12 protein-coding genes are annotated in these 12,862 nt (G+C 66.0%); 1 reads left to right on the top strand and 11 read right to left on the bottom strand.

Annotation, left to right across the window (positions count from 1 at the left end; translation table 11 throughout):
- Nucleotides 1–16: 16 nt before the first annotated feature.
- The 3 genes from VG502_RS15915 to VG502_RS15905 all read right to left on the bottom strand — a co-directional run bounded on the left by VG502_RS15915 (nt 17) and on the right by VG502_RS15905 (nt 1,991).
- Nucleotides 17–802 (bottom strand): electron transfer flavoprotein subunit beta/FixA family protein, encoded by a 786-nt coding sequence (locus VG502_RS15915; protein WP_325551052.1) that lies wholly within the window; start codon nt 800–802, stop codon nt 17–19.
- A 187-nt stretch (nt 803–989) separates the two neighbouring features.
- A complete protein-coding gene (locus VG502_RS15910) occupies nt 990–1,358 on the bottom strand; it encodes a hypothetical protein (protein ID WP_325551051.1) in 369 nt (122 codons plus the stop codon).
- Between the two features lie 84 nt (nt 1,359–1,442).
- Nucleotides 1,443–1,991: a hypothetical protein gene (locus tag VG502_RS15905; RefSeq protein WP_325551050.1), complete on the bottom strand. Its 549-nt coding sequence runs from the start codon at nt 1,989–1,991 to the stop codon at nt 1,443–1,445.
- A 73-nt stretch (nt 1,992–2,064) separates the two neighbouring features.
- Here VG502_RS15905 and glgX point away from each other — a divergent pair, with 73 nt between their 5' ends.
- On the top strand, nt 2,065–4,206 hold the full coding sequence (gene glgX, locus VG502_RS15900; protein WP_325551049.1) for a glycogen debranching protein GlgX: 2,142 nt from the start codon (nt 2,065–2,067) through the stop codon (nt 4,204–4,206).
- A gap of 96 nt (nt 4,207–4,302) precedes the next feature.
- On the opposite strand, the gene VG502_RS15895 is transcribed toward glgX, so the two are convergent.
- The 8 genes from VG502_RS15895 to VG502_RS15860 form a co-directional block, all read right to left on the bottom strand.
- Nucleotides 4,303–5,682, bottom strand: coding sequence for a GH1 family beta-glucosidase (locus tag VG502_RS15895; protein WP_325551048.1), 1,380 nt, complete (start codon nt 5,680–5,682; stop codon nt 4,303–4,305).
- The gene (locus VG502_RS15890; RefSeq protein WP_325551047.1) at nt 5,679–7,664 is read right to left on the bottom strand and encodes a cellulase family glycosylhydrolase; all 1,986 of its coding nucleotides are present in this window, start codon (nt 7,662–7,664) and stop codon (nt 5,679–5,681) included. Before VG502_RS15890 ends, VG502_RS15895 begins: the two co-directional genes overlap by 4 nt.
- Before the next feature lie 26 nt (nt 7,665–7,690).
- A complete protein-coding gene (locus VG502_RS15885) occupies nt 7,691–8,533 on the bottom strand; it encodes a carbohydrate ABC transporter permease (RefSeq protein ID WP_325551046.1) in 843 nt (280 codons plus the stop codon).
- Entirely contained in the window at nt 8,526–9,461 is a 936-nt protein-coding gene (locus VG502_RS15880; protein ID WP_325551045.1) for a carbohydrate ABC transporter permease, read from the bottom strand. The genes VG502_RS15885 and VG502_RS15880 overlap by 8 nt, the downstream gene beginning before the upstream one ends.
- The gene (locus tag VG502_RS15875) at nt 9,461–10,777 is read right to left on the bottom strand and encodes an ABC transporter substrate-binding protein (RefSeq protein ID WP_325551044.1); all 1,317 of its coding nucleotides are present in this window, start codon (nt 10,775–10,777) and stop codon (nt 9,461–9,463) included. Before VG502_RS15875 ends, VG502_RS15880 begins: the two co-directional genes overlap by 1 nt.
- A gap of 117 nt (nt 10,778–10,894) precedes the next feature.
- Complete coding sequence (locus VG502_RS15870; RefSeq protein ID WP_325551146.1) at nt 10,895–11,893, bottom strand: LacI family DNA-binding transcriptional regulator; 999 nt, start codon at nt 11,891–11,893, stop codon at nt 10,895–10,897.
- A 66-nt stretch (nt 11,894–11,959) separates the two neighbouring features.
- Nucleotides 11,960–12,418: a hypothetical protein gene (locus VG502_RS15865; protein ID WP_325551043.1), complete on the bottom strand. Its 459-nt coding sequence runs from the start codon at nt 12,416–12,418 to the stop codon at nt 11,960–11,962.
- Nucleotides 12,415–12,801, bottom strand: a complete 387-nt coding sequence (locus VG502_RS15860) for a hypothetical protein (RefSeq protein ID WP_325551042.1) — start codon at nt 12,799–12,801, stop codon at nt 12,415–12,417. The genes VG502_RS15865 and VG502_RS15860 overlap by 4 nt, the downstream gene beginning before the upstream one ends.
- Nucleotides 12,802–12,862: the final 61 nt, after the last annotated feature.

Below are 12,862 nucleotides of genomic sequence, written 5' to 3'. Positions count from 1 at the left end.
AAATGCGACGTTCAGGTCAGATCAGCTTCGCCTTGGCCAGGAACTCGGCCAGCTTCGTGCCGCCATCGCCCTCATCCGTGACGATCTCGCCCTGCTCACGCGGCGGACGCGCAGTGAACGACGTCACCTTCGTGGCCGCGTTCTCCAACCCGACCTGGCCGGCATCAACACCGAGGTCGGCCAGCGACCACGTCTCGACCGGCTTCTTCTTGGCCGCCATGATGCCCTTGAACGAGGGGTAGCGCGGCTCGTTGATCTGGTCGGTCACCGACACCACGGCCGGCAGCGGCGCCTCGAACGAGTCCGACGCCGTGTCGCTGTCGCGGCGGCCCTTGACCACACCGTCAGCGATCTCCAGCGTCGACAACTGCGTCACCTGCGGCAGACCGAGACGCTCGGCCAGCATCGCCGGCACCACACTCATCGTGCCGTCCGTGGACGCCAGACCCATCAGCACCAACTCCGGGCTGCCGTCGGCGGCCTTCTTGACCGCCTCGGCCAAAACCAGCGACGTCGCCGGCGCATCCGAGCCATGGATCGCGTCGTCCAGCACGTGCACACCCTTGTGCGCACCCATCTGCAACGCCTTCTTGATCGCGTCGGCAGCAGCGTCCGGGCCGACGGTCACAACCGTCACCTCGCCCTCGCTCTCCTCGACCAGCTTCAGAGCCGCCTCAACCGCGTACTCATCAAGCTCCGACAACAAACCATCCACATTCGAACGATCCGTCGTGTTGTCCTCGTTGAACGTGCGATCCGCCTGGGCATCCGGCACGTACTTGACACAGACCACGATGTTCATGCGTCTATCGTCCTCTTCCATCAGGGTGCGAGAGTCTGACGTCAGTCAGTGTTCACGGGCGGGACGCGTCCAGCGCCCGAACCTGCGGCGATCGTATGCCGAGGGCTTTGCGCCCGATTACCCGCAGCATGCTACCCGCGAGTAACAACGGGATGCCAGCGACCCTGCGCCGGCGGAGGCCCGCTGGTCAGTGGTGACGCAGCCAGATCACGATCATGCCCACGATGGTGAGCGCGACGATGATCCAGGGCGCGAGCTTGTTGAGCACGAACTGAGCGGTCATCAGCTGCTGGCCGGGCGCCACGACATACACGTCGGAACGCGAGCCCGCGGCCAGGTCGAAGACCGCGGCACCGACCGTGATCACCGCGCCGATGACGAAGACCAGCCACGGCGGCGCACCGACGGTGCTGTCGACGTCCTTGGCCATGCCGGTCCAGCCCAGCAACGCGACGAACATCCCGACCAGCCCGATGAGGGCGACCGTGATCGCCACCAGCCGGCTGCGTTCGGCCGCTTCGCTGCCCGGAACCGGGACGTGATCGGTAGTCATCATGCTCCGTTCTCGTACCACCGGGACCGGTGGTGACGCCGACATTAGCGCCACCACCGGTCCCGGTGGGTGTGAATGGTGGTACTTCTACTGCTGCTGCTGCCCGTCGGCGTCGTCCTGAACGGCGTTGGCCATGACCTGGGCAACGGCCGGCGGCTCGTCGGAGTTGGCGGCGTGCGGACCATCGCTGGTGACGGCCTGGTGCCACAACTGGACGGCGGTCAGCACCATCTGGGTGGTCGACTGGACCAGGGTCTTGACGTCGTCGGTCGGGGACACCAGGTGCTCACCGGTGACGATGAGGTTGCCGTTGGCCAGGCCGGTCTTGACGATGTTCAGGCTCAACGACACGTCGTTGGCGGCGAGGAGCTGCTTGGTGATGTCCTGCGGGAGATCGTCGGTGATCTGCCACTGGCCGAAGATGCGCATCATGGCGGGCTCACCATCGACGCAGCGCACGAAGAGCTGCTGGCCCTCGACCTTGTAGCTGACGTCACCGTCGGCGTCGAGCTCGGGCCGGAAGCCCTCCCCCTGCAGGGCGTCCATCACACGCTTCTGCAGTTGGCCGTCGCCGGCCGGGGCGGACGGTGCCGAGGCGGGCGGGGCGAAGTTGGGCAAAGAAGTCGGATCTGTCATGTGACCCACGCTACTTCACGCCACGGGGTCGCGGTCGCCCATGGGTGGGGGTCACGGTGGCTAGGCTCGCCCGGTGCCTCACACACCAACCGTGACCGCCCGCACCTCCCTGGACGCACCGCCCCAACTAGGCGCGATGGTCGACGACGCCGGCGTCGAATTCAGTGTGTATGCCGGGGCGGCGACCTCGGTCGAGCTGTGTCTCTTCGACGACGCGGGCGGCGAACAGCGGATTCCGCTGTTCGAGCATGCACACGGCATGTGGGCCGGGCACGTCGCGGGCATCGGCGTCGGACAGTTCTACGGCTTCCGGGCGCACGGCGCATGGGATCCGACCCGCGGCCACCGGTACAACCCCGCGAAGCTCTTGCTCGATCCCTACGCGCGGGGTGTGGTGGGCGAGATCGACTGGCGTCCGGAGGTTTTCGGGCACTCGGTCGGCGACGACCTGTCCGGTGACGCCGATGTGCGCGACGACCGGGACAGCGCGCCATACGTCCCACGCAGCGTCGTGGTCGGGAACGGCTTCGACTGGGGCGACGACAGGCCGCCGCACATCCCGTGGGATCGCACAGTGCTCTATGAGACGCACGTGCGCGGCCTCACCGAGCAACTGCCGGAGGTGCCGGAGCATCTGCGCGGGACCTATGCGGGCGTCGCACACCCGGCGACGATCGCGCATCTCAGCCGGCTGGGCGTCACCACGGTGGAGCTGCTGCCGGTGCACGCGTTCACGTCGGAACCGCAACTGGTGCAGCGAGGCCTGACCAATTATTGGGGTTACAACACCCTCGGCTTCTTCGCTCCGCATGCGGCATACGCGTCCGCAACATCTCCCCAGGAGGTGATCCATGAGTTCAAGGGCATGGTGAAGCTGCTGCACGCCGCCGGCATCGAGGTCATCCTCGATGTCGTCTACAACCACACCTGTGAGCAGGGCAGCGGCACAGGGGCGACACTCTCCTGGCGTGGCCTGTCGTCGGAGACCTATTACCGACTCGACGAGCGCGGCGCCGACGTCGATGTGACCGGTTGCGGCAACACCCTGGACATGCGCCACCAGGAAACAGTCCGTATGGCGTTGGATTCGCTGCGCTACTGGGCCACCGAGATGCGGATCGACGGCTTCCGCTTCGACCTCGCGCCCGCACTCGCGCGCGGGTTGGACGACGCGTTCCACCCGGACCATCCCTTCCTCATGGCGTTGCGCACCGACCCCGTGCTGTCACGGGTCAAGCTCATATCCGAGCCCTGGGACCTGGGATCGCACGGCTGGCGCACCGGCCAGTTCCCCGCGCCGTTCGCGGACTGGAACGACCGTTTCCGCGACACCGTCCGCAGCTTCTGGCTGACCGACCTGGCCGCGGACCGGGCCGGGCGGGCCGGGCACGGCGTCAGCGACCTGGGCACCCGCATCGCCGGCTCGAAGGATCTCTTCGCCCCGCGGTCACCGCTCGCGTCGATCAACATCGTGAGCACCCACGACGGCTTCACGACAGCCGACCTCACGGCGTATGCCGCCAAGCACAACGCAGCCAACGGCGAGGACAACCGGGACGGCAGCGACGACAACCACTCGTGGAATTTCGGCGTCGAGGGCCACGAGCACGCGGATGACGAGATCGAGACGACCCGTCGCCGGGCGATCCGCAACCTGCTGGCCACGACGTTCGTCTCGGCGGGGGTGCCGATGCTGCTGGGCGGGGACGAGTTCGGCCGCACCCAGCAGGGCAACAACAACGCCTACTGCCAGGACAACGAAATCAGTTGGTATGACTGGCAGTTGGCGCAGTGGCAGCGGAACCTGCTCGAGACCACGACGTTTCTCGCGGAGTTCCGGGCCGCACACCCGGTGTTGCGGCAGCGCGCATTCTTCCCCGGCGACCCGATTGCCGGCGACGCGTTGGCCGCGCTGCACTGGCACGGCGCCGACGGATCCATCATGACGGCGGACCAATGGAACGATGGCACCACACGCATCCTGCAGGTCATCTTCGACGGTTCCGACGTCGGCGACGACCGGATCCTGTTGGTGCTCAACGGCCGCGCGCACGACACCGCGGTCCGGGTGCCCGAGCAGACCGGCGTCGGCGCGTGGGAACTCGTCTGGGACAGCCGCTACGAGCGCCCGGACGAGTTGCCCAGCACCTCCGTCCCCGTCGGCGACGAACTCCCTGTCGTCGCAGGGTCGTTCGCCATACTCATCGGGGCCTGAACCGGTTTCGCTGCGCTCCCCTTCGAGACGCCCGCTCGTCCCCCTTCGAGACGCCCGCTCGTCCCTCACGGGCTCCTCAGGGCGCTGCCCCGCTACTCAACCCGCTGTGATCTCGTGGCTCTGGATCACACCGCGGTACCAGTCGAAGCTGGCCTTCGGCGTGCGCTTCAGGGTGTCGTAGTCGACGTGCACGACGCCGAAACGCGGCTGGTAGCCCCTGGCCCACTCGAAGTTGTCCATCAGGGACCAGACGTAATAGCCGCGGACGTCGACGCCCTTGTCCATGGCGTCCTTGACCGCCTTCAAATGCGCTGACACATAACGGATCCGGTCCTGGTCATCGACCCGACCATCCGCACCGACGACGTCCGGGCAGGCGATGCCGTTCTCGGTGATGTAGATCGGCGGCACCGCGTCGCCATACGTGTCGCCCAACCAGGTGAGCAGGTCCGTGAACGCGCTGGCGTCGACGGGCCACCCCATCTCGGTGAGGTACTCGCCGTCGTGGATGACCGACTCGAAGCCCAGGTCGGACGCGACGCGCTTGGCGGGGTCCGGCTCGTCGTGTGCGACCGCCTTCGGGCGGCTCGGGAAGTAGAAGTTGACTCCGAGGAAGTCCAACGGTTGGTGTGCGGTCTCGAGATCCCCGTCCTGGATGAAGGAGAAGTCGGTGATCGGCGCCCAGACCTCGCGTGCGTGCTCGGGGTACTTCCCGGCGAGCACCGGGTCGGTGAAGATCAGGTTGCCGATGAGCAGGTTGCGCCGAGCTGCTTCGGCATCAGCGGGTGAGTCCGAAACCTGTTGCACCGACGCAAGATTGAGCGTGATGCCGACCTGTGCGTCCGGCACCACCGATCGGATCCGCTGGGTCGCCAGGCCGTGGCCGAGCATCAGGTGATGCGCAGCCTTGAGGGCGCCCTCCCCCTCCTGCGCGCCGGGCGCGTGCACACCCTCGGAGTAGCCGAGGATCGAGGAGCAGAACGGCTCGTTGAGCGTGATCCACTTCTTCACCCGGTCACCCAGGTGCTCGGCGGCAACGGCCGAGTACTCCGCGAAGCGCTCGGCGGTGTCCCGCACGCGCCAGCCGCCCTTGTCCTCCAGCGTTTGCGGCAGGTCCCAGTGATAGAGCGTCACCGCCGGGTCGATGCCTGCTGCGAGAAGCTCGTCGACCAGCTTGTCGTAGAACGCCAGGCCGGCGGCGTTGACCGGCCCGTCGTCGGGCTTGATGCGTGGCCACGCGAGCGAGAGGCGGTAGCTGTCCAGCCCCAACTGCTTCATCAGCGCGATGTCCTCGCCATACCGGTGATAGTGGTCGCACGCGACGTCACCGTTCTGGCCCTGCTGGACCTTGCCGGGCGTGTGGCTGTAGGTGTCCCAGATGGACGGGGTCCGGCCGTCCTCGGCCACGGCGCCCTCGATCTGGTAGGACGCAGTCGCTGCCCCGAAGATGAAATCGGCTGGAAACTGGACGGTCACGGTGTTGCTCCTTTGGGCGAGATGCGATGGGTTTGAAGGCTGCCGGCGGCGCTCGGCTCGGCCCCGGCCAAGGGCTCGCCAGGCAACTGGACGACGGTGACTTCGTATGGCGACAACCGGTCCACGCCATACAGCTGGAGGTCGATGGTTTCGCCGGATGCGTTGATCAGCCAAGCGAATTCGCGGCCGTCCCGGTGGCTGAGACCGTCGACCAGAACACGCGGGTCATCGACCCGCGCCGCACGCTCTACACCGGCCTCGTCGGCGAGCGCGTCATACAGCTGCCAGGTGTCCTCGGGATTGACTCGAGGACTGTGCGCGGCGAAGTACTCCAGCGGGAGGGTGGACAGAATCGCCTGGCCGGCACCGTGACGACGCCGGGTCAGGACCGGCCGGTCGTGCTGGTCGACCGCGATGACTTCCGCGTCGATCGCCTCCACCGGGAGGATGCTGCGACCTCCGGGCGAACCGACCGCGGTGAAGTGCAAGGTGTCCCCGGCAGCGATCCTGCCGAAGCCGGTGCGGAAACGGACCTCCACGACGTCATCCAGCACCGGCTCGACCATGCCGTACCGCAGCGTGTGACGCACGCCGAAGATCGGCTCCAGGTCCGTCCACCACGGACCCCGCTGGATCGGCGTGTCGCCCAATCCGTAAGAGACATAAACGGTTTGGCCGTCGGCAGCGCACTCGGCCAGGTGGTGCCAGGTGGGCACCGTCAGCGCCTTGACGGAGGGAACCACCACCAGGCGCGCCTTCGCGGGGACCGGTTCCGGCTCCCGGACGAAAGCCGGGCCGAGACCTGCCTCCCGGCAGGCGACATAGGACTGCTCGAGGGCATCGGCGATGCCGGTGCGTTCACGCTCCTCGAAGGTCCAGTGCTCGGGTGCGTCGAGGTATGACGGCACCAGCAGCGCGACCTGAGCGGGCCATCGTGTGCACGATGGAAGGTCCAGCCGATCGACGAGCTGCCGGAACGCGGTGATCTCGTGCAGCTGGGGCTTCGGCGAGCCATCGGCCCGGGTCAGCCCGAAGTGCAGCTCGAACGGGTGGTGGCGATAGGGGTCCTGCTCGGGCAGATTGTCGAAATCGGTGTTGTTCCAGGCCAACCAGCCCGTCGCACCGGCGAGCAACGTGGTGTGCAGCACCTGTCGGTAGTACTCGGCGGCGTGCTCGTCCGACGCGAAGTCGGAGCTCACACCGAACTCCTCGAGCACGACCGGCAACTGCGTGACAGCAGCCAGTTCACAGACGAACGCCGCGCGCAGGTGCTGCCGGACGACGTCGTCCCCCATCGGGTAGACGTGCGGTCCGACGAACTGCGTGAGGCCCGCCAGGTCACGCACGCTGAAGCCGTTGTCCTTGCCGGTGACCTCCTGCCCCCACGCGCCATCGCCGATCGAGACGGGCTTGACCGGCTCGCCGGCACGGATCGCCGTGACCATCAGTTGCGCCCAGGCGGTGACGTCCTTGCGTGCTGCCGGACCGCCATAGATCGGCATCTCGTTGGAGACCAGCCAACCGACGATCGCCGGATGCGAGGCGAACGCGGTGGCGACCTGCGTCAGATAGCTCGACTGCTGCGCGACCATCCAGGTGTCGGTGTAGAGATCGCGACCATCGCGCCACTCCGGGTCCCAGTTCTCCCCCGACATGTGGCCGACGAGAAACGTTGGGATGGTGCGCATTCCGAGCTCGGTGTGCAGATCCAGGAACTTCGCGAAGCGGTCCATCACCGCCTCGTCGAGACGTCCCGGCTCCGGCATCGCGTGCGGCCAGAAGAGGAACGAGCGCGTGACATCGAGACCGGCATCACGCATCGTCACCAGCTCGGTACGCACGACCTCCTCGTCATACGACCGCCACATGAACGGACCGCCGGCGCGGGACCAGAAGTTGCAGCCGAACCACACCTGCTCGGTGTCCCCGCTCCGCACGAACCGCAGCGGACGCTCGATGCCGGCACTCACTTGTTCGGTCACGCCTCTGCCCTCGCCTCGGTCGGTGCTCACTTGACCGCTCCCGCCGTCAGGCCTGCCACCAGGTAGCGCTGCAGCAGCAGGAAGGCCAGCACGACCGGCACGCTGACCACGAGCGAGGCGGCCATGACTTGGTTCCAGTAGACGTTGATCTGCGTCGAATAGCTCTGCAGCCCGATCGACAGCGTCTGGGTGGCCGTGCTGGTCATCTGCGATGCGAAGAGGATCTCACCCCACGACGTCATGAATGAATAGACCGCGACCGCGATCACGCCCGGCCGGGCGGCGGGAAGCACCACCCGGAACAACGTGCCCAGCGTCGATGCGCCGTCGACTCGCGCTGCCTCGTCCAATTCCCTTGGTATGCCGTCGAAATAGCCCGCCAGCATCCAGATCGCGAAGGGCAGGGAGAACGTCAGGTACGTGACGATCAGCCCGACCCGCGTCTGATAGAGCAGCGTGAAGCCGAGCACCCTGTCGATGTTGACGAAGATGAGGAACAACGGCAGCAGGAAGAGGATGCCGGGGAACATCTGCGTCGACAGGATCGTCGTGGTGAACACGCTGCGCCCACGGAAGGTCCATCGCGACACGGCATACCCGGCGAAGATCGCCACGATGACGCTGAGCACCATCGAGATCGAGCAGACGATGAGGCTGTTCACGAAGTACTTCCCGAGCGGCACCGTGCTCCAGATGTCCTTGAACGGCTGGAACGTCACATGACTCGGCCACCATTCGAACTTGCCCTGCACGTCACCGAGCGGCTTGACCGAGCTCGTGAACAGGACCCACATCGGCACCAGCACGAACGCCGTCAGGAAGACCAGCACGACGACGCGAAACACCTTGAACGACAACGGTTCACGCACGACGGGACCTCCTGTTGAAGACGAGCAGATAGATGCCGGTGACCACGAGCAGGAAGAGCAGCAGCAGCACGGACATCGCGGAGCCGAAGCCGAAGTCCCAGTTGACGAAGGACGCCCCGTAGATGTGGACCGAGATGGTGTCGGCCGACTTGGGCGGTTGCGCACCGAAGAGTACGAACGGCGTGTTGAAGTCGTTGAAGGTCCACAGGAACAGCATCAGCACCATCACCAGGTTGACCGGTCGTAGCCCGGGCAGGGTGATGTAACGGATCTGTTTCCAGATGCCGGCACCGTCGACGGCGGCCGCGTCATACACGTCATCGGGGATGTTCTGCAGCCCGGCCAGCAGCATCAGGAACGCGAACGTCCACGAGCGCCATACCGCGACGGCGACCATCGACCAGAACGCATTGCTGCCGATCAGCCAGAAGCTGTCGCCGTTGGTGAGACCCAACGACTTCAGCACGTGGTTCACCAGGCCGTTGTCCCGCTGCAGCATGAAGCTCCAGGTCATGATGCCGGTATAGATCGGCATCGCGTAGGGCACCAGGAACAGCGTGCGGAAGAAGCCACGGCCACGGAAGCTGCGGTGCAGCACCAGCGCCGCCGCCATACCGAACGACCACGAAATGCCAACCACGAGAACGGTATAGAGGCAGGTGACCCCGAAGGAGTGCAGGAAGCTGTTGCCGATCGGCGAGGAGAAGTCCAGCGCCACCTTGTATCCCGACAGGCCCTTCCAGGGCGCGGTCGACCAGTTGGCGATGTATGCCTGGGTCAGTCCGACGAAGGACATCCACACCCCGACGACCATCGGGAGCAGGTGGATCAGGAGCTCGAGGAGGATCGCAGGAGCGATCAGCAGATATGGAGTGAGCCGGCGGGTGTTGCGCCCGCCGGCTCGCTTCGCAGGGGGGTGGGCCGCCATCAGCCGGCGGATGCCATCTTGTCCTGAGCCTGCTGCAGCGCGGCCTTGATGTCGCTGTCAGAAGGTGCCTTGCCGGTAGCGGCCTGGGCGATCAACTGGTTGACCGCGTTGCCGACATTCGTCTCGTACTGCGATTCGTTCGCCACCAGCGGCAGCGGGACGGCCTTGGTCGCCAGGATGTTCTGGAAGGTCTTGGCCTCCGCGGCGTTCTTGGTGAAGTTGGGCGTCATACCCGAGACGACCGGGAGCGCTGCGAACGGCACGTCGAGGATCTTCTGCTCCGCCTCGCTGGTCATGAACTTCACGAACTTCAGCGCGGCGTCCTTGTTCTTGGTGTTCTTGAAGATCGACATGTTGATGCCCGCCACGAAGCTGGCGGTGTCCTTCTTGCCGGTCGGTGCCGGTATGGCGACGACGCCGTACTCGCTGGTCTTCATACCGTCGGCGACCAGGGTGTTGTCGGCGTTGTTCTGGCTCATCAGCATCGCGGCCTTGCCCTTGGCGAAGTCACCGGGCGCCTCCGGACCGTTCTTGTACTGCACGCTGCTGGGGTTGACGACCTTGTTGCTCATCAGGTCGACGTACTGCTTGACGCCGGCCACCATGCCCGGTGACGTGAAGTTCGGCTTGCCGCTGGCATCAAATGGATCGGCGCCGTGTTGCTGGCCGAAGATGAAGGCGAAGTGGACGCTCTCGGTGTAGCTGCCACCTTCCATCGCCATACCGTAGGTGCCCTTGCCGGCGTCCGTGAGCTTCTTGGCGTCGGCCTGCAACTCCTCCCATGTGGTCGGCGGTTTCAGGCCAGCCTCGGCGAACATCCTCTTGTTGTAGTAGAGGCCGTAGACCAGCGAGTAGAGCGGCACCGACGTCGGGTCCTTGCCCTTGGCACCACCAGTCGCGAACGAGGCCGGAACGAACTTCGACTTGCCGCCGATCGCGGCCAGCGAGCTGGAGTCGAACGGCAGGAACGCACCGGTGGCCTGCAGTGAGGGTGCCCAGGTGTTGCCGATGTTGAGCACGTCGGGCCCCTTGCCGCTGGATGTCGCGGCCAGGATCTTGTTCAGCAGGTCCGGCCAGCCGATGACCTGGAGGTTCACCTTGACCCCGGTCTGCTTCTCGAACTTCTTCAGCTCCGGTCCGAGGACCTTCTTGTCGACGTCGATAGAGGCACCCTGGTTGCTCGCCCAGTAGGTCAACGTCTTGCCCGAGCCACCTCCGTTGCCACCGGAGGAGCTGGATCCGGAACTGCCACCGCATGCTGCCGTGGTGGCGACCATCGCCACGATCGTCAGCGCTGGAATGAGACGTCTCTTCACGATTGAATCCTTCGGCCACCCAGCGCGACACTCTGTCGCGCAGGTCACATCAGACCACTTACTCGCGTAAGCGGATAGGCCCGTTATCGAATCGTTACGTGCTGGCAGGAATGCGGGTCAGCCGATCGGACCGGAACTCGCCCGCTCCCGCAGTTCCGATCGCCGCACCGCGACCAGTGAGGGGTGCTGGCCGGCGACCAGGCTGAGCAGCGTCTCCGCAGCCTGGCGCCCGTAGAGCTGGTTGTCGCGGAACAGCGACGTCAGCTGCGGTTCAACCGCCTGGGTGAGCGGCGAATCGTCCCAGCTGACAACGGAAAATTCGCGTGGCACCGACTTGCCCCGAGCTCGCAGTTGCTGCAGGCCGGCCACCGACGTGTGGTCGTTGCTGAAGATCAGTGCCGTCGGCGGGTCTGGCTCCTCGACCAGCCGGTCGACCGCCGCACGCGCATCTGCGGGCGCGTAGGTCCCCTCGATCGTTGTGACTTCGATCCCCTGCCGCGCGGCGGCGGTTCGCACCCCGCGCTGCCGGCCGCGCTCGTGCACGAACTCACGGGGACCGCCCACATGCGCGATGTGTCGGTGGCCGAGCGCGGCCAGGTGCTCGACGATCAGCGCCGCATCGCCGGCCTGATCGGTCCAGATGCAGGGAAGGTCGATCCCCTTCCGAGGCCCGCCGCACAGAACCGCAGGCAGACCGATCTCCTCGATTGCAGCGATCCGCTCGTCATGATGACGCTCATCCACGAGGATCACGCCGTCGATGCGACCCTCACCCCACCAGCGCCGATAGGTCTCGACCTCGACCTCCGGCAGATCACCGATGACCCGCAGCAGAAGGCTCCAACCACGTTCCACCAGAACGCTTTCCACGCCAGCGAGGAACTCGAAGAAGAACGAGTCCACGGCAAAGGTCTCAGTGGGACGGGACAGGGCCAGGCCGATGACCTTGATGTCCGAGCCCATGAGCGCCCGGGCGCTCGCACTGGGATGCCAGCCCAGTTCCATCGCCAGCTTCAGCACGGCCTCACGAGTGTCCGCCGCGACTCCCGGCTGGGCGTTGAGGGCATAGGACACGGCGGCCCGGGAGATGCCCAACTGCTTCGCGATGTCGGCCATCGTCGCCTTGGCGGCCATCGGACCCTCCTAGCCGTCGACGATTTTCCGACAGCTTACTTACTCGCGTCAGGAGGTTGTGTCGAGTGTCCGGTTGCGCCGCAACCACCAGAGGCCGAGGATCGGCAGGATCAACGGTACGTAGCCGTAGCCCTGGCCGAACTTCGACCACACGGTCGTGTCGCCGGCACTACCGGCAGCGACGAAGGCCGCCTTGTCGACATACGACCAGATGCCGACGGCGATGACGCCGAAGAGTTCGAAGCTGATGGTCGCCGAAGCAACCCGCGCGCTCGCCCGATCGCCGCGTGCGAGCGCGATGGTTGCGACGAGGTAGACGACCGCTGCCACGGCGGACAGCCAGTAGGGCAGGTGCTGGTCCGGCCAGGTCTGGGCGATCTGCATGATCGACCGGCCCGTCGCGGCCAGGCCGAGCAGGCCGTAGACGGCGACGAGCATGCGGCCGGGGCCGCTGTTGATGCCGGTGCGGCGCGCTGACCGCGCCGCGATCTCGTCGATCTTCTTCATTGACCGTTCCACAGTTGTAGGAGGCGCGCGACCATGACCAGTAGGCCGAGCGTCGCGACGAGTAACACCCCTGTGCCCCAACGGGTTTCGCGCTCGGCGATCCCCCAGAAGCCGGCGACCGGCAACACGCACACCAGCCCCGCGAGGTAGGCGATGAACAGGCCCTTCGACATGTGCGCGTCTGCGTCACCGAGCCGCACGAGCCCGACCACGAGTTGAGCGATGACCGCCAGCTCGGCGGCGCACGCAATGAAGAACATCGGGTTGTCCATCGGCTTGCCGCGGGCCGTCAGATATGCCGCATCGATGGCCAAGACCGCAAGCAATGCGATAAGCACGATGGTGAGGGGCAACAGCACCCGCACATCGTACGGACCCGGCATGCTCAGCACATACGCAGCCGAGGCCCGCACGATGACGAGGCTGGTGCAGTCCCCTGTCGAC

Origin of the sequence: Flexivirga sp. (assembly GCF_035551235.1) — a bacterium.
Classification (GTDB): Bacteria; Actinomycetota; Actinomycetes; order Actinomycetales; family Dermatophilaceae; genus Flexivirga.
The sequence above is the reverse complement of the archived record's forward strand: the minus strand, read 5'-3'. Positions and strand labels throughout refer to the sequence as shown.

Bases quoted from the DNA above. Each gene is read 5' to 3' on its own strand.
- VG502_RS15915 (WP_325551052.1), bottom strand. From the start codon at position 802: ATGAACATCGTGGTCTGTGTCAAGTACGTGCCGGATGCCCAGGCGGAT.
- VG502_RS15910 (WP_325551051.1), bottom strand. From the start codon at position 1,358: ATGATGACTACCGATCACGTCCCGGTTCCGGGCAGCGAAGCGGCCGAA.
- VG502_RS15905 (WP_325551050.1), bottom strand. From the start codon at position 1,991: ATGACAGATCCGACTTCTTTGCCCAACTTCGCCCCGCCCGCCTCGGCA.
- VG502_RS15880 (WP_325551045.1), bottom strand. From the start codon at position 9,461: ATGGCGGCCCACCCCCCTGCGAAGCGAGCCGGCGGGCGCAACACCCGC.
- VG502_RS15870 (WP_325551146.1), bottom strand. From the start codon at position 11,893: ATGGCCGACATCGCGAAGCAGTTGGGCATCTCCCGGGCCGCCGTGTCC.
- VG502_RS15865 (WP_325551043.1), bottom strand. From the start codon at position 12,418: ATGAAGAAGATCGACGAGATCGCGGCGCGGTCAGCGCGCCGCACCGGC.
- VG502_RS15860 (WP_325551042.1), bottom strand. From the start codon at position 12,801: ATGCCGGGTCCGTACGATGTGCGGGTGCTGTTGCCCCTCACCATCGTG.